At 37.6% G+C, this 20,369-nt stretch carries 20 protein-coding genes; 1 reads left to right on the top strand and 19 read right to left on the bottom strand.

Features of this window, described 5'->3' with window-relative positions; genetic code table 11:
• Nucleotides 1-21 precede the first annotated feature (21 nt).
• On the top strand, nucleotides 22-600 hold the full coding sequence (locus tag QNH29_RS09405; protein ID WP_283864526.1) for a GNAT family N-acetyltransferase: 579 nt from the start codon (nucleotides 22-24) through the stop codon (nucleotides 598-600).
• Nucleotides 601-623: 23 nt separating this feature from the next.
• Here the strand turns inward: QNH29_RS09405 and QNH29_RS09400 are convergent, their stop codons facing one another.
• The 19 genes from QNH29_RS09400 to QNH29_RS09310 form a co-directional block, all read right to left on the bottom strand.
• Complete coding sequence (locus QNH29_RS09400) at nucleotides 624-824, bottom strand: hypothetical protein (RefSeq protein WP_283864525.1); 201 nt, start codon at nucleotides 822-824, stop codon at nucleotides 624-626.
• Between the two features lie 116 nt (nucleotides 825-940).
• A complete protein-coding gene (locus QNH29_RS09395) occupies nucleotides 941-1,486 on the bottom strand; it encodes an outer spore coat protein CotE (RefSeq protein ID WP_283864524.1) in 546 nt (181 codons plus the stop codon).
• A gap of 226 nt (nucleotides 1,487-1,712) precedes the next feature.
• Complete coding sequence (locus tag QNH29_RS09390; protein WP_283864523.1) at nucleotides 1,713-2,159, bottom strand: YlbF/YmcA family competence regulator; 447 nt, start codon at nucleotides 2,157-2,159, stop codon at nucleotides 1,713-1,715.
• Between the two features lies 1 nt (nucleotide 2,160).
• Complete coding sequence (gene miaB, locus QNH29_RS09385) at nucleotides 2,161-3,705, bottom strand: tRNA (N6-isopentenyl adenosine(37)-C2)-methylthiotransferase MiaB (protein WP_283864522.1); 1,545 nt, start codon at nucleotides 3,703-3,705, stop codon at nucleotides 2,161-2,163.
• A 190-nt stretch (nucleotides 3,706-3,895) separates the two neighbouring features.
• The gene (locus QNH29_RS09380; RefSeq protein ID WP_283864521.1) at nucleotides 3,896-4,762 is read right to left on the bottom strand and encodes a 2-oxoacid:ferredoxin oxidoreductase subunit beta; all 867 of its coding nucleotides are present in this window, start codon (nucleotides 4,760-4,762) and stop codon (nucleotides 3,896-3,898) included.
• Nucleotides 4,763-4,764: 2 nt separating this feature from the next.
• Nucleotides 4,765-6,501 (bottom strand): 2-oxoacid:acceptor oxidoreductase subunit alpha, encoded by a 1,737-nt coding sequence (locus QNH29_RS09375; RefSeq protein ID WP_283864520.1) that lies wholly within the window; start codon nucleotides 6,499-6,501, stop codon nucleotides 4,765-4,767.
• A gap of 468 nt (nucleotides 6,502-6,969) precedes the next feature.
• A complete protein-coding gene (gene spoVS, locus QNH29_RS09370; RefSeq protein WP_003181955.1) occupies nucleotides 6,970-7,230 on the bottom strand; it encodes a stage V sporulation protein SpoVS in 261 nt (86 codons plus the stop codon).
• Nucleotides 7,231-7,400: 170 nt separating this feature from the next.
• Nucleotides 7,401-8,198, bottom strand: a complete 798-nt coding sequence (locus QNH29_RS09365; RefSeq protein WP_283864519.1) for a TIGR00282 family metallophosphoesterase — start codon at nucleotides 8,196-8,198, stop codon at nucleotides 7,401-7,403.
• 109 nt (nucleotides 8,199-8,307) lie between these two features.
• A complete protein-coding gene (gene rny / locus QNH29_RS09360) occupies nucleotides 8,308-9,867 on the bottom strand; it encodes a ribonuclease Y (protein WP_283864518.1) in 1,560 nt (519 codons plus the stop codon).
• A 316-nt stretch (nucleotides 9,868-10,183) separates the two neighbouring features.
• Entirely contained in the window at nucleotides 10,184-11,224 is a 1,041-nt protein-coding gene (gene recA / locus QNH29_RS09355) for a recombinase RecA (RefSeq protein WP_283864517.1), read from the bottom strand.
• Nucleotides 11,225-11,756: 532 nt separating this feature from the next.
• Nucleotides 11,757-13,010: a competence/damage-inducible protein A gene (locus QNH29_RS09350; RefSeq protein ID WP_283865577.1), complete on the bottom strand. Its 1,254-nt coding sequence runs from the start codon at nucleotides 13,008-13,010 to the stop codon at nucleotides 11,757-11,759.
• An 18-nt stretch (nucleotides 13,011-13,028) separates the two neighbouring features.
• Nucleotides 13,029-13,607, bottom strand: coding sequence for a CDP-diacylglycerol--glycerol-3-phosphate 3-phosphatidyltransferase (pgsA, locus tag QNH29_RS09345; protein ID WP_283864516.1), 579 nt, complete (start codon nucleotides 13,605-13,607; stop codon nucleotides 13,029-13,031).
• A 50-nt stretch (nucleotides 13,608-13,657) separates the two neighbouring features.
• Entirely contained in the window at nucleotides 13,658-14,560 is a 903-nt protein-coding gene (locus QNH29_RS09340; protein WP_283864515.1) for a helix-turn-helix domain-containing protein, read from the bottom strand.
• Nucleotides 14,561-14,581: 21 nt separating this feature from the next.
• Nucleotides 14,582-15,373 (bottom strand): DUF3388 domain-containing protein, encoded by a 792-nt coding sequence (locus tag QNH29_RS09335; RefSeq protein WP_034676716.1) that lies wholly within the window; start codon nucleotides 15,371-15,373, stop codon nucleotides 14,582-14,584.
• 162 nt (nucleotides 15,374-15,535) lie between these two features.
• Nucleotides 15,536-15,793 (bottom strand): DUF3243 domain-containing protein, encoded by a 258-nt coding sequence (locus QNH29_RS09330; protein ID WP_283864514.1) that lies wholly within the window; start codon nucleotides 15,791-15,793, stop codon nucleotides 15,536-15,538.
• Nucleotides 15,794-15,871: 78 nt separating this feature from the next.
• Nucleotides 15,872-16,594, bottom strand: coding sequence for an elongation factor P 5-aminopentanone reductase (ymfI, locus tag QNH29_RS09325; protein ID WP_283864513.1), 723 nt, complete (start codon nucleotides 16,592-16,594; stop codon nucleotides 15,872-15,874).
• Between the two features lie 57 nt (nucleotides 16,595-16,651).
• Nucleotides 16,652-17,941, bottom strand: coding sequence for an EF-P 5-aminopentanol modification-associated protein YfmH (gene yfmH / locus QNH29_RS09320; RefSeq protein WP_283864512.1), 1,290 nt, complete (start codon nucleotides 17,939-17,941; stop codon nucleotides 16,652-16,654).
• Entirely contained in the window at nucleotides 17,934-19,220 is a 1,287-nt protein-coding gene (yfmF, locus tag QNH29_RS09315; RefSeq protein ID WP_283864511.1) for an EF-P 5-aminopentanol modification-associated protein YfmF, read from the bottom strand. The genes yfmH and yfmF overlap by 8 nt, the downstream gene beginning before the upstream one ends.
• Nucleotides 19,221-19,417: 197 nt before the next feature.
• Nucleotides 19,418-20,368, bottom strand: a complete 951-nt coding sequence (locus tag QNH29_RS09310; RefSeq protein ID WP_283864510.1) for an ABC transporter permease — start codon at nucleotides 20,366-20,368, stop codon at nucleotides 19,418-19,420.
• Between the last annotated feature and the right edge of the window lies 1 nt (nucleotide 20,369).

Raw genomic sequence — 20,369 nt, 5'->3', positions numbered from 1 at the left:
ATTTTTTAGTGAGGTGTTATTGTGTTATTTCCAATCTTAGAAACTGAAAGACTAAAACTAACAGAAATTATACCTAATCACGCTGTGAGCTTATTTGAAATTTTATCATTAGAGGAAGTAACCAGATATTACGGGACGGATCGTTTTACCTCTATGGAAGAAGCAAAAAAGTTAATTGACATGTTCCAAAAGAATTTTTATGAAAAGCGGTCCATACGCTGGGGAATAGTCCTGAAGGAAAATAACAAATTTATCGGTACATTAGGTTTGAATGCATTACAGCTTAAAAATAAAAAAGCAGAAATTGGCTATGAAATACATCCTTCCTATTGGAGGAAAGGCTACACTACTGAAGCCATAAGAGAGGTTTTGCGATATAGCTTTCTAGAATTGAATTTAAACCGTATAGGTGCTGTTGTATACCTTGAAAACCAAGCTTCAAGTAATCTGCTTGAAAAGTTAGGTTTCAAAAAAGAAGGCGTTTTACGTGATTATTTGCTTCAAAACAACGCATTTCATACAACCAATATGTTTTCTTTACTTAAGCGTGAATGGGAACTGCTTGCAGCTTCATCTTTAGGTGCACAAGCTAATAAATAAAAGCCAGGAAAAAATCCAGGCTTTTATTCTTCAAAGTAATCTCTAAATGCTTTGGGATTATTGGCTTCCTTCCCCTGATAATAGGGGTTATTCTCAGTAGAATCCTTCGGGTCAAGATTAGTCTTAATAATTAAATGGGGTTCTGACGGCTGTTCCGCAATGATTCTGTCGTTTAGTTGATCGAAATCAGGCAGTTTGTTATTTCCAGGTTGTCTAGGCTCCATATCTGTGACACCTCCTAAAAATAGATTGCTGATTTTTCTTTTTTATCATACATTCTTTCTTTTATTATAAGATAATAAAAAAGAAAAAACTAGGAAGTAGAGACTTCCTAGTATGTTTATTCTTCTTCGACGCCGAGTAAGAAATCTGGATTTAATTCCTCAAATTCTTCGTCATCGACATCCATTCCCCAATCATCGTCATCATCATGGCATCCCTTTGGATTAACGGCGACACATACTTTCGTTTCGCCAATGACTTCCACTAGGAACTCCCTTTCAACATGAACAATAATTCGATTGCCATTTGGGGAAATAACGGCTTCACAACAATTTGGCTGCTGCAAGACTCGAGCACAAATTTCATTGTCATCCAAGCAATCATGATCACGGTATCGTAACTTAATGACATCCGTATACTGTACTTTCTCAGTTACTACTTCTGTTCTGGTATTATCATTAAATGAATACCAAACGTTGATGTCGTACGAGCCGTGTATTTCTACAGTTTTGCCGACTTTTTTCGCGTTGTATTTATGGTTGATAATCCAACATCCAAGAATGCTTGTTGGACTATGTGCCGGGCTAATCGTATGATTGGACTGGGTGAATTTACGCCCTTTCGCTACTACGGCCTTCGTAATTATCTCTCTGTATTCTCCCATTTCGCGCGAACCCTCCTCATTCATTTTCAATTCATCCTATGCAAGATATTAGACTAGTGTGCGATAAATTTCTGCGAATACTGGTTAAAAGTTTAGTCATAGTTCATTTTATGCGGGAGTTTAAGGTAGGTTCCATTTTAGGCATGTACTTTAAGGAAAGAGGAATATTTCTATAAGGGATTAATGCACACAAAAAAACCAGGCTTAAAAACAGCCTGGTTTTTTTTTAATGTTCGTGGTCGTGATCGTGTCCGCAAGATCCACCATTATGGATGCTTGCGCCTGTTTCACCCTTTAAGACATCTCCGCCAGTTGACTCAATAATAACATCTGTTACCTTATTAGAGATTGTAGTAGCAATCAACTGAAGCAGTTCATTTACTTCTAATTGGGACTGCTTAAACTCTTGAACAACTGGTATTTCATCGAGTTCCTGTTCAATCGAAGCAATTTTGTCTTCTACTTTTTTCAATGCTTCGGGCTTACCGTAATGCTGTAAATTAACGGCTTGCTTTTGTAACCCCTTAATATCCGAGATTAATGTACTAACCTTTGGGTTTACGTGAATTTGTGCTTCTGCACGTTTAAAGAAATCAACTTCTTCCGTTTCTGCTATCATGCGTGCTAATTCTTGTGCACGAGCGACGATATCGTCTTTTGTATATTTCGCCACTTTACTTCACCTCGACTGGTTCTAATTCTTCCACCATTTCTCCGTTTAATGACCACGTTTTTGCGTCAGTAATTCTCACCTTAACAATTTTACCTATTGCTGATTTAGGAGCTGCAAAATTCACAAGCTTGTTTCTGGAAGTATATCCTGCAAGGACATCAGGATTGTTCTTGCTTTCCCCTTCAACAAGAACTTCAACAATTTGACCTTTATATTTTTTCATGGCTTCTGCAGAGAGCTCATTCACCAATGCGTTTAAACGCTGCAAACGTTCTTTCTTAACCTCCATTGGAACATTATCCTGCATTTTTGCAGCAGGCGTGCCTTCACGAGGAGAATAAATGAACGTATATGCTAGTTCATAGCCCACTTCACGATATAAAGATAAAGTTTCTTCAAATTGTTCATCCGTTTCATTTGGATAACCAACGATAATATCAGTAGTTAATGCAACATCTGGAATCGCCGCTTTAATCTTGCGTACCAGTTCTAAATATTGTTCTCTCGTATATTTACGAGCCATAATTTTTAATACATCGGTTGATCCAGATTGAACAGGCAGGTGAATATGATCCATGAGATTACCGCCTTTTGCAAGAACTTCAATCAAATGATCATCAAAGTCACGTGGGTGACTCGTTGTAAAACGAATACGAGGAATATCAATCTTCCTTAATTCATCCATAAGGTCACCTAGACCATAGTTCATGTCTTCTAAATCTTTTCCATATGCATTTACGTTTTGCCCCAAAAGAGTAACTTCCTGATAACCCAGTGCAGCTAAATGACGTACTTCCTGAATAATCTCTTCCGGACGGCGACTTCGTTCCTTGCCTCGTGTATAAGGAACAATACAATACGTACAGAATTTGTCACATCCATACATAATGTTAACCCATGCCTTAATATTTCCGCGTCTTACTTTTGGAAGGTTTTCAATCACGTCGCCTTCTTTAGACCAAACCTCGACAACCATTTCTTTTGACATGTACGCTTCATGTAAAATATTTGGAAGACGATGAATGTTATGTGTACCAAAAATCATGTCTACTTGGTTATAGGTTTTTAAGATTTTATTGACCACAGATTCTTCCTGTGACATACATCCACATACACCCAAGAGTAAATCCGGCTTCTCTGTCTTCAGATGTTTTAAATGTCCTAATTCACCAAACACTTTATTTTCAGCATTTTCACGAATAGCACATGTATTTAAAAGGATAACATTTGCATCTTCGGTTTTGTCTGTCGGTTCATAGCCTAAAGCCAAAAAGATTCCAGCCATTACTTCTGTATCGTGTTCATTCATTTGACATCCATAAGTACGGATATAAAACTTCCGTCCTTCACCCATGCCACGAAACTCTTCAGGAATGGAGAAATCATTATGGTATTTTACTTCTTCTTTACCACGTTTCTTAGCATCTTTTAGAGATGGTGCAGTAATGACCTGTTCAAAATACTTACTGTAATCCTTGGCGGATTTTTTGTCCGAAGAATTAGCAGCTTCAATTTGTTTAGATTCTAAACGTTGTTTTTCATTCATTCGAAAAAATTCTCCTTTCAGTTGGTTTAGTGCATGTGTCTATTAAAATTAATAAAGTAATTTTTTACCTGTACATAGTGTTAGAGCACACCTAACATACTTCTGCACATTATTATAGTATAAAGGTTAATAGCCTTGAAAACAATAGAAAATCCCGTAGCAGTGCACTACGGGATTTTTCCAATTGCTATTACATGAATTCGCCAACTAATTTATCAAAATATTCTTGGTCAAGGTTTAAATCAACCTGTGATAAAGGAGTTTCAGAGAAACCACTGATTAATTCCTGATACGATTGACGTTCAGTGTTTTGATAAATTAAACCAGTTACTAAGCCGTTATGCTTCATCAATGTCTGCATAGCTTCTTCACGGTTAGAAGGATCATAACCTTCAATATCACTTAATTTCGTTAGATTTTCTTTAAACCAGTCGTAAGTATTCACTTTGTTATACGTTACGCATGGGCTGTAAACGTTAATTAAAGAGAAGCCTTTATGCTTAATACCGGCTTCAATTAAAGCAGTAAGATCTTTAAGATCTGTAGAGAAGCTTTGTGCAACAAACGTTGCTCCAGCCGTTAATGCCATCTCCATAGGTGAAATTGCTTGTTCAATTGAACCAAGTGGAGTAGATTTTGTTTTAAATCCTGCAGCAGAACGTGGAGATGTTTGACCCTTCGTTAAACCATAGATTTGGTTATCCATGACGATATATGTGATATCAATATTTCTACGGATCGCATGAATCGTGTGTCCCATACCAATTGCAAAACCGTCACCGTCACCACCAGAAGCGATAACCGTTAAATCACGGTTTGCCATTTTCACACCTTGTGCGATTGGTAATGAGCGTCCATGAATTCCATGGAATCCATAAGAATTAATGTATCCAGAGATACGACCAGAACATCCGATACCAGAAATAACTGCTAGGTTTTCAGGCTCGAGACCAACATTCGCTGCTGCACGCTGCATTGCCGCTTGTACAGAGAAGTCGCCACAGCCAGGGCACCAGTTCGGTTTTACATTATTTCTAAAGTCTTTAAAAGTGGCCATGTTTAGAACAACTCCTTACATTTTGTATATACTTCGTGTGGCAGGAATGGATTTCCGTCATATTTTAAATGTTTAATAATCTTCTCAGCATGACCGACATTCATTTTCATGATGTTTGCCAATTGTCCGGTAGCATTGTTCTCTACAACTACTACTTTCTTTGCTGAGCGAATAAGTGGTAACACTTCGTCTGTTGGGAATGGATGAATTAAACGAATTTGTGCATGGTTTACTTTTAATCCGTCGTTTTCTAAGCGAACCATCGCTTCTTCAATTACACCGCGGGTTGAATTAAATCCAACAAATAAAACGTCAGCATCTTCATGTTTAACATTTTTATAAACAGGTGTGTTGAAACGAATATTTTCTATTTTACGGAATCGCTTGTCCATTTGGGCAATTCTGTTTGCTGCAGACTCAGATGGTTTACCAGTTTCATCATGCTCAACACCTGTTACATGGTGAATACCATTTTTCATACCAGGGATGACACGTGGTGAAATTCCATCAGCCGTCACTTCATAACGTTTGAAATAGCCTTTGTTTTCATTTTCAGGAATTTCATCTGTTACCAGTTTACCACGTCTAATTTCCACTTTATCCATACTTAAAGGTTCAACAGTCTGTTTCCCTAGGGATAGTTGAAGATCTGAAAGGATAATAACAGGACATTGATATTCTTCAGCAAGGTTAAATGCCTCAGCCGTATCATAGAACGCTTCTTCTACAGTACTTGGAGCCATAACGATTTTAGGAATTTCTCCGTGTGTACCATAGATCATCGCCATTAAATCTGACTGTTCTTGCTTTGTTGGCAGTCCAGTAGATGGACCTCCACGCTGCGTATCAACAATAACAAGCGGAGTTTCAGTGATTCCAGAAAGACCGATTGCTTCCATTTTTAATGAGAGTCCAGGACCAGCAGATGCTGTAATCGTACGAACACCAGCATAGTTAGCACCGATTGCCATTGTACAAGCAGCAATTTCATCCTCTGTTTGAATAACCGTACCGCCAAGTGCAGGTAGTTTTTTAATTAGATATTCCATGATTTCAGAAGCTGGTGTAATTGGATAAGCAGCCATGAAACGACAGCCAGCTGCTACCGCTCCTAATGCAATCGCATCATTTCCAATCATGAACATACGCTTCTTGCCATCAGCTTTTTCAAGTTCCATGATTTCAATGCCATCTACAAGTTGTTTTTTCATATAATCATATCCAGCTTGAATGGCATCCATGTTTTTCGCAACAACTTGAGCACCTTTTTTACCAAAAATCTCTTGAACCACTTCTTCAAAAACATGAATATCAAGATTCAAGACAGCTGATGTAGCACCAATAGCAACCATGTTCTTCATTAGCGATGTTCCTAATTCAGTAGCAATTTCTGTAAATGGAACCGCATACAATGTTGCTTCTGTATCTTCTGGTTTGTTAGGCGTGAATTTAGCATCCGCAAGTATTACACCTTTGCTGTGTAACTCTTTGTAGTTTAAATCGATTGTTTCTTGGTCAAATGCGACAAGAACATCAAGATCATCAGAAATGGAACGAACTTCTGTCGTACTTACTCTAATTTTGTTGTTTGTATGACCGCCTTTAATACGAGATGAAAAGTGACGATAACCATACAAGTAATAACCGAGGCGATTCAATGCGATTGCAAATATTTCCCCTGTACTTTCAATACCTTCCCCTTGTTGTCCGCCAACTTTCCACGAAAGTTGATTGATCATGACTTACACCCCTTTGGATATGTAAAAAATATATTTTATAACTCATAAATAGTGTAGCACAATTCCGAGTTATTCACTAGAATTTAGCCTTTTAAAGCTCTAAAGACAAAATTAATTGAAACTAGGATATGTACTAAACGCTTACAATTCTAGACCTCTAAACCAAAAATTGCAACCCTTTCAGACTAAATATTGTCTAAAATATGAATATTTTTTTATATTTTAAAAATTGACATTTAATAAATCCGAATATCTCACTATAAAATTGTTATAAACCGTTGTTGTTATGGGATTTATTAATAAATCTAATAATATATAATTCTTTAACACTGTATCTCAGAAAACGTTTTCATTTATATTAGAATAACATTATTATAATAATTTGTATATAAAAATACCCGCTTACAATCTAAGCAGGTAAAAGTTTGCAGTATTCATTTTTGTTTTACATTATTGATTCTATCTCTTTCATCTTGGTTCAACAATAAGCTTTATAGCCGTGCGTTCTTCACCATCAATCTGAATATCAGTGAACGCAGGGATGCAAATCAAATCAACTCCGCTAGGTGCTACAAATCCTCTTGCAATCGCTACTGCCTTAACAGCTTGATTCAATGCACCTGCACCAATCGCCTGTATTTCTGCTGCACCTCTTTCACGCAGAACTCCAGCAAGTGCACCAGCTACAGAATTAGGATTAGATTTTGCTGAAACTTTTAATATTTCCATTCCTAGCTCCCCCTTGTATAATCCCGATCCTGGCATGAGCAGTTTCATGAGCAAATCAGGTATATAAGATTCCACTGCTACTATATTCATTTTGCAAAAGACATATTCCGGCTTGGACAAAAAAAGTGCATTTTTTTATCAGTAAAAAAAATAACCTTCCTGTCGGAAGGTTAAGAATACCAAGGGTGATCTTCGTTTATTAAAATTCTCTCCATTTTTTTGCATTTGCCAGTTTTTCTGTCCAGTTCCATGTAAACACCGCTAAGTTGTGTTCTACCCGTTTTTGGGACTTCAAATCTTACTGGAAGGCTCGTAAGAAATTTTGTGATGACCGCTTCTCTTTCCATACCGAGAATTCCATCATATGGCCCTGTCATCCCTACGTCTGTTAAATAGCCTGTTCCGTTTGGCAGGATGCGGCTATCAGCTGTTTGCACATGTGTATGGGTACCTACGACTGCGGAGACCCTCCCATCTAAATACCAGCCCATTGCTTGTTTTTCACTTGTGGCTTCTGCATGAAAATCCACAAAGATAAAAGGTGTACGCTCTTGAGCGATTTCGACTAATTCATCTGCCTTTTTAAAAGGACAATCTAATGGAGGCATAAACGTCCGCCCCTGCAAGTTGATAACAGCTACTTCTATGTCATTTACCTTGAAAAATGCCAAACCTTTTCCGGGAGTCCCTTCTGGAAAATTTGCAGGACGTACCATATTCTTTGCTGATTCAATAAATTCGAAAATCTCTTTGTTATCCCATGAGTGGTTCCCAAGGGTTACAGCTTGAGCGCCAGAACCTAAAAATTCTCGATAGATTTTTTCTGTAATACCTCTGCCGCCTGCTGCGTTTTCACCATTAATAATGGTGAAATTTGGTCGATATTTTTCTTTAATTTTTGGCACATATTCTTTAACCATATCTCGACCTGGTGATCCTACAACATCTCCAATAAATAATAAGTTCATTTGTTATCCTTTCAAAAGCATATATTTACTATAAATTGTATCACACTTTTATTTTATTTAACCGCAAGTGGAATACCGAAAAAAAATAAAGCAGTGCGAAAGCACCGCTTTATTTTGCGTATTCTACAGCCCGTGTTTCACGGATGACTGTGACTTTAATATGTCCTGGATAATCAAGCTCTTCTTCAATTCGTTTCCGAATATCTCGTGCTAAGCGATGCGCAGCTAAATCATCGACCGCATCAGGTCTTACAATTATTCGCACCTCTCGGCCGGCTTGAATTGCAAAAGATTTTTCAACACCTTCATAAGACTCTGAAATTTCCTCCAGCTTTTCTAAGCGGCGGATATAGTTTTCTAAAGTCTCACTGCGTGCTCCTGGTCTTGCAGCTGACAAAGCGTCAGCAGCGGCCACTAGAACGGAAATGGTTGATGTTGGCGCCGTATCACCATGGTGTGAAGCTATACTGTTAATAACAACTGGATGTTCCTTGTATTTTGTTGCAAGTTCAACCCCGATTTCAACATGACTTCCTTCTACTTCATGGTCAATTGCTTTCCCAATATCGTGTAATAGACCTGCACGTCGTGCCAGCGTTTCATCCTCACCAAGCTCAGCTGCAAGTAAGCCCGAAAGCTGTGCAACCTCCATTGAGTGCTTTAAGACATTTTGACCGTAACTGGTACGGAACTTTAGGCGTCCTAGGATTTTAATAAGATCCGGATGTAATCCGTGAACTCCGACTTCAAATGTCGTTTGTTCACCAACTTCACGGATATACTCATCCACTTCTCGACGAGATTTTTCGACCATTTCTTCAATTCGTGCAGGATGGATTCGTCCATCTTGGACCAACTTTTCTAGCGCCAGTCGTGCAGTTTCTCGACGAATCGGATCGAATCCTGATAGAATAACAGCTTCTGGAGTATCATCAATAATCAAGTCAATTCCTGTAAGTGTCTCTAGTGTACGGATATTTCTTCCTTCTCGGCCGATAATACGACCTTTCATTTCATCATTTGGAAGGTTGACTACAGATACAGTCGTTTCCGCAACATGGTCAGCAGCGCAACGCTGGATTGCTAGCGATAAAATTTCCTTCGCTTTCTTATCTGCTTCCTCTTTCGCGCGGTTTTCACTTTCCTTAATCATTATCGCAGTATCATAGGTTAATTCCTGCTCCATTTTCTCGATAATGATGTTCTTTGCTTCCTCACGAGTCAAACTCGAAATACGTTCAAGTTCTGTTTGTTGTGTTCGTACCAACTCGTCCACTTTGCTTTCCATCTGTTCAATATGCTGTTGTCTTTGGTTTAGAGAATCATCCTTCTTTTCTAACAGAATTTCTCGTTTATTTAACGATTCATCCTTTCGATCTAAATTCTCTTCTCTTTGCAGTAAACGGTTTTCTTGTTTTTGCAGTTCATTTCTTCGTTCACGAACCTCACGTTCGGCTTCGGTACGAAGCTTGTGAATTTCATCCTTTGCCTCTAGCAAAGCTTCTTTTTTCAATGAATCAGCATCACGCTTTGCATCTTCAAGAATCTGCTCTGCAGCATCCTTTGCACCTGCTATTTTTGCCTCAGCAATGGATTTACGAACAAAATAGCCAACAACGGCACCGACGATAATGCCAAGCAAAATGGAGATGATAGTAATAGGTTCCATCGTTACACCTCCTCTTGCTATGAACTTTTGTTACACTTTTTTAAGTGTCGGCATGTACATTGGTTAGGTTCAACATACAGCAAGCACCAAGCTTTTTCATTGTAATATTAACAAAAATGTAAAATATACATGTTAATTGTAAATGTGTGTATATTCATTGTCAAGGGTAACTCCTGTCAGCTTTTTGAAATATTTAGACTTTGTTCATGTATTAACAATATACAAAACTGCCTTCAGTTGAATAAATATACATAAAATTAAATAATTATTCATTTTATTAAAAAGAGCAAAACCTAATCAGGCTTTGCTCTTCTTATTAGTCTATTAATTCGAACTGTTCATCGTCATCAGCTTCTGTGACTATTTTTTCTCCGTCTAATCCGAAGTGCTCACGGATCTTTTGCTGAATTTCAAGACGAATACTTGGATTTTCTCTTAAGAAAGTCTTCGCATTTTCACGGCCTTGACCAATTCTTTCTTCATTATATGAATACCAAGAACCGCTCTTTTGAACGATATCTAATTCAGAGCCAATATCAATGATTTCGCCCTCTTTAGAAATTCCTTCTCCATACATAATATCTACTTCAGCTGTACGGAATGGAGGCGCAACTTTATTTTTAACAACTTTAATCTTTGTTTTGTTACCAACGACGTCAGTACCTTGTTTGATAGCTTCTCCACGACGTACCTCAACACGAATCGTAGAGTAGAATTTCAACGCACGACCACCTGGAGTTGTTTCTGGGTTCCCAAACATAACTCCAATTTTTTCACGAACTTGGTTAATAAAGATTGCGATAGTCTTTGATTTGTTAATGACACCAGAAAGTTTACGGAGTGCTTGAGACATCAAACGAGCTTGAAGACCCATGTGTGAATCTCCCATTTCTCCTTCTATTTCTGCTTTTGGAACTAATGCTGCTACGGAATCGACTACTAGAATATCAATTGCACCGCTTCGTACAAGTGCTTCTGCGATTTCTAGTGCTTGTTCCCCTGTATCAGGTTGTGATAATAATAGCTCATCGATGTTTACCCCTAATTTTTGTGCATATGCTGGGTCAAGTGCGTGCTCGGCGTCGATAAACGCTGCTTGTCCGCCAGTAGCTTGTACTTCTGCAATTGCATGTAAAGCTACAGTTGTTTTACCAGAGCTTTCAGGTCCATAAATTTCGATAATTCTTCCTCTAGGATACCCGCCAACACCAAGTGCTGCATCAATGGCTAATGAGCCGCTCGGACTTGTTAAAATTCTTGTGTCTGTTTTCTCTCCCATTTTCATGATGGAACCTTTACCAAATTGCTTTTCTATCTGTTTTAGCGCCATTTCTAAAGCCGCTTTACGATCACTCACTACAGTTCCTCCCTTATATATAAACCAAAAAGTTAATAGCCAAATCTATAATTTAAAACCTATTAATAATATAACCTCTTTTAGGACATTTGTACAGCAAAAAGTCGAACACTTATTCGTTTTTTTTAAAACAAGTAATCATGTAATAATAGGAAATTCCTCTAACATTTAAAGCTTTTTTCAACAGTTTTTGAAGTCTAATTTACCTTTTTATCTATTTTCAGACTTTTATGGAGTTATGTGAGAGTAATTTTTGCCTATCCGAGAGTAACTTCCATTTATGCGAGAGTATTTCTGCTCATGCGAGAGTATTTTCAATTATACGAGAGTAAATCTGTTCATCCGAGAGTAACTACCATTATACGAGAGTATTTCTGCTTATCCGAGAGTAACTTCCATTATACGAGAGTAATTTCTGTTCATCCGAGAGTAACCTCCATTATACGAGAGTATTACTGCTTATCCGAGAATAACTTCCATTATACGAGAATAAGATACTAGGGAATGCTTAAGATAAAAAACCACAGAGAGCTTAATTAGCTTTCTGTGATTCTTGTAATTGCTTTATCAAATGGTAACAGCCATATTTTACAGAACGGATTTGGTTTGCCTCTCTTGATCCGCCCAGTTCCAGCTTTACAACGACTGTTTCTTTACCTTTAATCGAGATCCCAATGTAAACTGTTCCTACAGGTTTTCCCTCAAGCTCATCAGGACCGGCAACACCAGTGAAACTAATTCCAACATCCGTAGCTACTAATGTCGCAACATTTTCGGCAAGTTCTTTTGCACACTCTTGACTTACAACCCCATATTTTTCAATCGTTTCTGGTTTAACCTTTAAAACATTCTTCTTAACCTCATTCGTGTAGCAAACGACTCCGCCCTTCAGGACTGAACTAACACCTGGAACACCCGTTAATTCCTGTTGAAATAATCCCCCTGTTAAGCTCTCTGCCGCTGAGATCGTTAAGTTATTTGCTTGTAAAACGTTCATAAGTTCAGCTACTAACGAAGTATTGTCATACCCATATACAAACTGTCCTACACGAGCTCTAATTTTATCCTCTACTTCATCCAGCATAGTCTCTGCCTTTTGCAAATCCTGATGCTTTGCGGTAATCCGTAATGTACATTCACCATCCGCAGCCAGCGGAGCAATTGTTGGATTTGTTTGCTGTTCTATTAAATCCAAAATTTCCGTTTCTAATGCAGCCTCTCCGATTCCAAAGAACCTTAAAACTCTAGAAACTATTTTCTCATCCGTTTTTACTTGTTCCGACAAAGCTGCCGTACCAAAGCGTAAAAACATTGGTTCCATTTCTTTCGGGGGTCCTGGCAGAAGCATATAAATACAGTTACCCTTCTCTACCATCATTCCTGGTGCCATCCCATGATGGTTTGGCAGGATAATAGAATCTTCTAAAACAAGAGCCTGCTTCTTATTATTTTCCGTCATTACCCTATTTGCCTTCTTAAAATAAAGTTCAATAGATTCTAATGCTTCTTGTTCCATTACTAGATTTTTACCTAAATGCCGTGCAATGGTTTCCTTTGTTAGATCATCTTTTGTCGGTCCCAGCCCGCCTGTAAAAATGATCAAATTGGAACGCTTTTCAGCAATTTCAATTACAGACCTTAATCGGTCAGGATTATCACCAACCACCGTATGGAAAAAAACATTGATTCCTAGTCCTGCGAGTTGTTGCGAAATAAATCGTGCATTACTATTAACGATTTGACCCAGCAGTAATTCAGAACCAACTGCAATAATTTCTGCATTCATCATCCGTTACCTCGCGTTCTATTTAGAATTTTTAAAAACATGCATATTCTTCGAAAAATAATCCCATCCAGACCAGATAGTAAAAATTAATGCAATCCATAAAGCTACTTGATCAAATGGAAATCCAATCACTTCAAAAATAATATTATGTAATAAAAGTGCTGATATCGCGATAATTTGTGCCCAAGTTTTAATTTTTCCAAGGTTATTAGCAGCGACAACTTCTCCACCCTCTACAAGCAAAAGGCGAAGGCCCGTGACCGCAAATTCCCGGCTTATGATTAAAATAACAATCCAAGAGGCTGCATAGCCTAGATCAACTAGTACAACTAGTGCTGCAGAGACAAGTAACTTATCTGCAAGCGGATCAAGAAATTTCCCCATATTGGTAACAAGATTATATTTTCGTGCATAATAGCCATCTACCCAATCTGTCGCAGAAGCAAAAATAAAGATTAATGCTCCAACAAAATGGGTTACCGGAAGGTCAGCTCCCAGTAAATGCATGTTTCCCCAATCAAAGGGAAAAAGCATAATTATCAAGAAAATAGGAATTAAAAGAATCCTTGATATCGTTATTTGATTTGGTACATTCATTGTTTTTCCTCCAGGTAATAGTAAGAAGAAAAATAGTCATCACAAGATGACTATTCGTTCTTCGGAACAAATTGAATCGTAATGTTCTGTTGAACCACATCAGCAGGTGCGATGGCATACTCTAGCTTTTGGTCATTTACGTAAATCTCGGTATCAACGGTTCTGCCAACAACAATGACTGCTTTGGTATCCCCCGTTAAATCTACTTCCGTACTTTGGGTACCAGTGGTTGATAATAACCCCTGGAACTTAGATTGACCACTGCTATTTTTTACATTTACCCATGTCTGCCCTGTTGAAACCAACTTTACAACAAATTTATCTGCATTTTTCAAATCATAGGTAGAATTTTTTCCGCTGTTTTGAACAGGCGTTAATTCTTGTTTTGGAGTTTCTACTACTGGGTTTTCCTCAACAGTCTCCTGTTCATCCTTCCCAGCCTCTTGATTTTCTTTAGTATCTTCTTTTTCTGTTTCGTTTGCCTTTTCCAAGTTTTGAGAGCGCACGAATTTTACAGGTTCATTTTCCTCATTAATCTGATCAGTAGCTTTGTCTCCAACGTTATTAACAAAGAAATAATAAAGTAATCCTGCGGCACCAATTATAAAGATTCCAATTAAAACCTTTGGTATTATATCAAAAATTTTTGAGGAACCGTCTGTTACCGTCTTTCGCGTTTTCACCCTCGATAATTTCTCAGGTAAATCCTCATTATGGGTAGCTGGAATTTCGTTTTTATACGTTTCAAATATTTCTTCAGGATTAAGCTGCAACGCTTCAGCGTATTGTTTTACAAAAGCACGAACATAAAAATTCCCTGGCATACTAGAATAATTGCCTTCTTCGATCCCTATCAAATACCGTTTTTGAATTTTTGTGATTGACTGTAAATCCTCTAAGCTTAATCCTTTGGCTAATCGCGCTTCTTTTAGTCGATTACCTAATTCAGTCACTTATTAACACCTTCCAATTAATTAAAATCCAAAATCTCCAAAATCAGAGCCGGAGAATAAGTTATTTTGGTCGACGATATCATATGTAATTTCTTCGTCCGCGTCGTTTCTCAATTCGATAATATAATCAAAATCATCAAGCGTATACTCGGAATTTTGAACAAAGATATCAGGGTGTTCGACCACTTTAACCGCCGGTAAACGCATGATTTCGCGTACGAGCTGCCAATGACGTTCGCTAGCACGCTTTGTGGAAACAATTCCATCAAGTATAAACAAGTTGTTTTCATTGTACTCGTCTTGAATTAGCTGGTTACGTATCGTCTGCTTTAGAAGAGTGGAAGATACGAACAACCAACGCTTATTGGCACACACGCTCGCCGCAACTACAGATTCAGTTTTACCTACCCTCGGCATCCCACGAATACCTATTAGTTTGTGTCCTTCCTGCTTAAATAACTCCGCCATGAAATCAACCAATACACCCAGTTCACTCCGAACAAATCGGAATGTCTTTTTATCATCCGCATCTCGTTGTATGTATCGGCCATGACGGACAGCCAGCCTGTCACGCAGTTTTGGTTCTCTAATCTTTATTACTTTTATTGTGTCCATTGTATTTAAAATTGACTCTAACCGTTTTATTTGGTTATCGTCTTTTGCTAAAATTAATAAACCGCGTCGACCTTCATCAACCCCATTAATGGTTACAATATTAATTGATAGCATTCCGAGCAGAGATGAAATGTCGCCCAATAAACCGGGACGGTTTTTTTGAATCTCATATTCTAAATACCACTCTTTTTTCTCCATAAAAACCTCCTCAGGTGTATACGACAAAATTTTCATTTCCTCATCTATCCAATATAATATATGATTTCGAATGAAGATGAAAGCAAAACAACAAGTACAATTCTTAATTATGTATGTTTTACTCCTAAAAGGCAAAAAAAAAAAGAGAGGTTGCCCTCTCTCTTAACGAGTACCATTATTTTGAACTAATTTTACCATCATGTTTGCAATTGCTTGCTGCTCTTCTTTATTTGCAACAGACCAAAGATCTGCAAGAATTCTTTCTTGCTCGTTTTTTGGTTCTACTTGCTCTGAAAGGTAATCACCAATTTGTAGTGCCAGCGCACTTATCGCACCCTCGCTCATCCCTTCGTTTTGTGCTTGATGAAGGCGGTCAGCAAGAAAATCTTCCCATTGTTTCCAGTTATCTAAAACAGACATATTAAACCCTCCTTTATAGTTGTACATTGTTATTTTGCAATGATAAGGGAGAATTTATTCAAGAAAAAAATGTATATTTTATGTATACCATCCGCCATTTATCGAGAGAACTTGTCCTGTAATATAGGAAGATTCATCAGAAAGTAAAAATTTAACACCATTGGCTATTTCCTCAGGAACACCTAATCGTCCCATAGGGATTTCGTATTCTATTAGCTGTTTGTCTTCCTCAGAGAACTGGCTCATCATTGGTGTTTCAACTGCTCCAGGAGCAATTGCATTCACCCTGACTCCGTTTAAGGCCACTTCTTTACTTAATGCTTTTACAAACGAAATTTGCGCTCCCTTAGCAGTCGAATAAACGACTTCGCATGCAGCACCAGTTTGACCCCATATAGATGAAATAAGGATTACATTTCCTGACCTTTTTTGAATTAGTTTCGGCAGTAGTTCTTTTGTTATCATTAAAGGATTCATTACATGAACTCTCATTAATGATTCTATGTCTTCCTGTTTTACATCGACAAGGAGGCCATAATGCGTATTACCGCTGCAATGAACAATAGCATCGAGGGAGAAGATTTGTGAACAAATCTTTTTATAACCATCCGGCTCTTCCAGGTTGGCTTGAATCGGAGTATAATCGCCGCCAAAAGGTTCAAGTTGATTTAGTAAATCCTTAATGGATGTTTCATTTCGATTAAAGTGCAGATATAAATTAAAGCCAAGAGAAGCTAATTTTAAAGCCACCGCTTGTCCTATCCCGCCGCTTGCCCCTGTAACTAGTACATATTTTCCCACATGTTTCACTCTCTCTATTTTTAACTAAAGAAAAGCGCCGGCTAGCGACGCTTTTTGTTATTTCTTAGGTATTACTTGACAGACTGAGAAACGTTCTTCTGAAATAACTTCTGCGGCCATTTTTTTAATATCATCCATAGTTATTTTTTCTAATGTAGGAACAACATCAAATAAATTCATGTCGTTGAACGCATACCGTGTGAATTGGTTGGCAATATACTCTGGAGAGTTCACAGCACGTAAAAATGCCCCAATTTTTTTCTTTTTAGCTCTTTCTAACTGCTGTTCTGTAAATGTGGTTCCATTCTTTGCTTGAAACAGCATGTTTTTTAGCTCATCAGCAAGTTTATCTGGATTCCCGGTATCACCGCCGACCATCGCAAAGCCAAAACCTTGTTCCTGTGTATAATCATAAGAAAAGGTTTCATCAATCAGACCTTCATTATAAAGTTCATTATAATTTTCAGAGCTTTTACCAAACAATAAATCCAATAAAACATTCATGGTCAATTCATTCTTTAACAATTCTGGTCCCGATTGATCTACATGAAGTGCTTTCATGCCGATTAAACATTTAGAGGTTTGTACATTCATCTCCAACACTTGTTTCTGTTGTGCTGTCTGAACTGGCTCATCCTCAAATTTACGTTTAATCTCTGGCATTTCCTTGTATTCCTTTTTCGCTTGGTTTTCTCGCACTTGTTCCATAAATTTATTAGGATCGACTGGCCCAACAATAAATAATAACATATTGCTCGGATGATAGAAGGTATTATAGCACTCATAAAGCAAGTCTTTTGTAATATGAGAGATCGATTCAATGGTACCGGCGATATCAATCTTTACAGGATGATTTTGATATAAATTTTGTATCAGCCCAAAATAGAGACGCCAATCTGGATTATCATCATACATGGTAATTTCCTGACCGATAATCCCTTTTTCCTTTTCAACCGTTTTTTCCGAAAAGTATGGATCTTGAACGAAATCAACTAATGTTTCTAAGTTCTTCTCAACATCCGAAGTACTTGAAAACAAATAAGCTGTACGGGTAAAAGAGGTAAACGCATTCGCTGAAGCTCCCTGCCTGCTAAACTGCTGAAAAACGTCACCGTCTTCCTTTTCAAAAAGCTTATGTTCAAGAAAATGGGCAATACCATCGGGAACTTTAACATATTCTTCTTTTCCCAATGGCACAAAATGATTATCAATCGATCCATACTTTGTAGTAAAAGTAGCAAACGTCTTGTTAAAACCTTTTTTTGGCAAAATGTAGACATTTAAACCATTGGGTAATTTTTCATGGTAAAGTTCTTCTTGAAGCTGGTCAAAATTAATTTTATCCATTATTTACCGCCTCCGATCCAGTTAAGAAGTAGATGGTATCAAGTTCAATCTTATTTGCAACAGACACAATTTCTTCCTTGGTCGTCTTCTCCATATCATTGATCCATTGCTCAAGTTTTATATCCTTATGCGCAACAACATTATGATAAAGAATTTCTGTTAACCCCCGCGAGGTATCTATGGTTTCAAGAATTTGATTTCGAATCACTGCTTTTGTTTGGATAAGTTCTTGATCAGAAAAGTCGCCTTTTTTCATCGCATCTAACTGGTCACGAATGATTCCCACAGCCTGGTCGTAGTTTTTTAAATCTATCCCAGACATGACCATCATCAGCCCTTTATGACTCTCCAGCCTGCTGGAAACATAATATGCTAAGCTTGCTTTTTCACGAACATTGATAAACAACTTCGAGTGTGAAAATCCTCCAAAAATGCCATTGAACAATTGAAGTGCAAAGTAATCTGAATCACCATAAACAATATTGGTACGGTACCCGATATTTAACTTACCTTGCTTTACATCCTGTTGTTCTTTTATTTCATTTACCTTTTCCTTTTTGGACTGCTCCCTGGAAACTATTTTCTGCGGTGTACGGTTTTCAAATGACAAAAGCCTGTCTGCAAGGCTTTTTACCTCATCTTCCTTTACATCACCAATGATATATAAGTCCATTTCATCTTCGGAAAAGGCCTTTTTATAATATTCGTATAGATTTTCAGGAGTGATTGCATCAATATCCTCCGCTTCACCATTTACTTGAAGAGCGTAGGGTTCACCCTTACACATTTCTTGGAGCAGACGAACATTGGAATAACGCATTTTATCATCATAAACAGATTGAATTCGCTGTTTTAACGTTCTCTTTTCTTTGTTCACTGTCTCTTGATCAAATGCACTTCCTGAAGCATTTGGTTTTGTTAACACCTCGGAAAGAAGTTCAAAACCTTTCTCCAATAAAGGGGCAGGATCGCTTAAGAAATTCTCATTTGCGATCTCAAGAGTGAAACTGATAATTTGGTATTCACCTTTTTTTGCTAAATCTACAAATAAGGTTGCGCCATATAATTCATCTAAATAGGACCGTAATGCGGTTGTTGTCGAATATTTCGAGGAGCTGCTTTGTAAAACATGAGGAAGCAATGCTCTTTTCGTTACATCCTCCTTTGTTAAAGGTGCTTTCATCTTCCATACAAATGTATTCGTTTTGTATTTATCTGTTTCAATGACATGGAGTTTATATCCCTGCATATTGGTAATCTTTTCGGTTGTTGAATCCATCTTATAACCTCCTTTAGATTTCAAATCCTTCTTATTATATATGTAAACATTCATCCGGTTATTTTACATCTTTTCCATTGTTTTAAACGCTTATTCTTACTATAATTTGCCAGGCTTGGTTTTTACAAGTTAAAACCACTGACTATCAAAACAAAAAAAGGGCTGACTAATTAGTCAGCCCCGATATCTTATTATGATTAACGTTTTCCTGGATCGAATGGTTCTCCTGCTGCTTTAGGTGCTTGTGAAGATTTAGAGAAGATAACTAAAGCAATTAATGTAACCACATATGGGAAGATTTTAAGAATAATTGGCGGAATAACAGCCAATTCAGGAATAACTTGAGATACGTTAGCGATTGTGCTGGCAAATCCGAAGAATAATGTTGCTCCTAAGATTCCGAGCGGTCTCCACTGACCAAAGATTAAGGAAGCAAGTGCTAAGAACCCAAGACCTGATACAGAACCAGTAAATTCGCCTGCGTACGTTAAAATAATGATGGCTCCACCTAAACCGGATAAAGCACCAGAAATCATAACCCCGATATAACGGATTCTTACTACATTAATCCCTGCTGCTTGAGCAGCCTGCGGAAACTCTCCACAAGATTTTAAACGTAAACCAAATTTGGTTTTGTTCAGTATAAATGCACTTACAAGAAGTACGACTAAGATAAACCAAGTTGTGGCATATGTTTTTGTAAATAACAAATCCCCAATAATTGGAATTCGAGATAAAACTGGCACATCAAATGGTGTAAAACCGTTCGTTATACGAATGTTACCACTACCAGTAATATTTCTAGCTAAAAATACAGTTAAAGCCATTGCAATCATGTTAATGGCTGTACCACTGATTACTTGGTCAGCACTTAAATTGATGCTGGCAAATGCATGTAATAAAGAAAACAAAATCCCTACTACGACTGCAACTAGTAAACCAATCCATAACACCGCTGATCCAGACATACTATCTTGCAAGAAGTTAACTGTTAGTGCACTCGCAAATGCTCCTGAAATCATTAAACCTTCTAAACCGATATTTACGATACCGCTTCTTTCACTAAAAAGACCACCCAATGCTGTAATAAGAAGAGGAATAGTAAAAACAATTGCGTAAGGGAATATTTGTTCAATTATGGTCCACATT

It is taken from the genome of Neobacillus sp. DY30 (assembly GCF_030123065.1).
Taxonomy (GTDB): domain Bacteria; phylum Bacillota; class Bacilli; order Bacillales; family Cytobacillaceae; genus Neobacillus.
Note: the sequence above shows the minus strand (reverse complement) of the source record. Positions and strands in the feature narration are given on the sequence as shown.

Excerpts from the sequence above, each read along its gene's own strand:
- QNH29_RS09400 (WP_283864525.1), bottom strand. The coding sequence starts at position 824 with ATGGAGCCTAGACAACCTGGAAATAACAAACTGCCTGATTTCGATCAA.
- QNH29_RS09395 (WP_283864524.1), bottom strand. The coding sequence starts at position 1,486 with ATGGGAGAATACAGAGAGATAATTACGAAGGCCGTAGTAGCGAAAGGG.
- miaB (WP_283864522.1), bottom strand. The coding sequence starts at position 3,705 with ATGAATGAAAAACAACGTTTAGAATCTAAACAAATTGAAGCTGCTAAT.
- QNH29_RS09380 (WP_283864521.1), bottom strand. The coding sequence starts at position 4,762 with ATGGCCACTTTTAAAGACTTTAGAAATAATGTAAAACCGAACTGGTGC.
- QNH29_RS09375 (WP_283864520.1), bottom strand. The coding sequence starts at position 6,501 with ATGATCAATCAACTTTCGTGGAAAGTTGGCGGACAACAAGGGGAAGGT.
- spoVS (WP_003181955.1), bottom strand. The coding sequence starts at position 7,230 with ATGGAAATATTAAAAGTTTCAGCAAAATCTAATCCTAATTCTGTAGCT.
- QNH29_RS09365 (WP_283864519.1), bottom strand. The coding sequence starts at position 8,198 with ATGAACTTATTATTTATTGGAGATGTTGTAGGATCACCAGGTCGAGAT.
- rny (WP_283864518.1), bottom strand. The coding sequence starts at position 9,867 with ATGGAACCTATTACTATCATCTCCATTTTGCTTGGCATTATCGTCGGT.
- QNH29_RS09350 (WP_283865577.1), bottom strand. The coding sequence starts at position 13,010 with ATGAATGCAGAAATTATTGCAGTTGGTTCTGAATTACTGCTGGGTCAA.
- pgsA (WP_283864516.1), bottom strand. The coding sequence starts at position 13,607 with ATGAATGTACCAAATCAAATAACGATATCAAGGATTCTTTTAATTCCT.
- QNH29_RS09335 (WP_034676716.1), bottom strand. The coding sequence starts at position 15,373 with ATGGAGAAAAAAGAGTGGTATTTAGAATATGAGATTCAAAAAAACCGT.
- QNH29_RS09330 (WP_283864514.1), bottom strand. The coding sequence starts at position 15,793 with ATGTCTGTTTTAGATAACTGGAAACAATGGGAAGATTTTCTTGCTGAC.
- yfmH (WP_283864512.1), bottom strand. The coding sequence starts at position 17,941 with ATGGATAAAATTAATTTTGACCAGCTTCAAGAAGAACTTTACCATGAA.
- yfmF (WP_283864511.1), bottom strand. The coding sequence starts at position 19,220 with ATGGATTCAACAACCGAAAAGATTACCAATATGCAGGGATATAAACTC.
- QNH29_RS09310 (WP_283864510.1), bottom strand. The coding sequence starts at position 20,368 with ATGTGGACCATAATTGAACAAATATTCCCTTACGCAATTGTTTTTACT.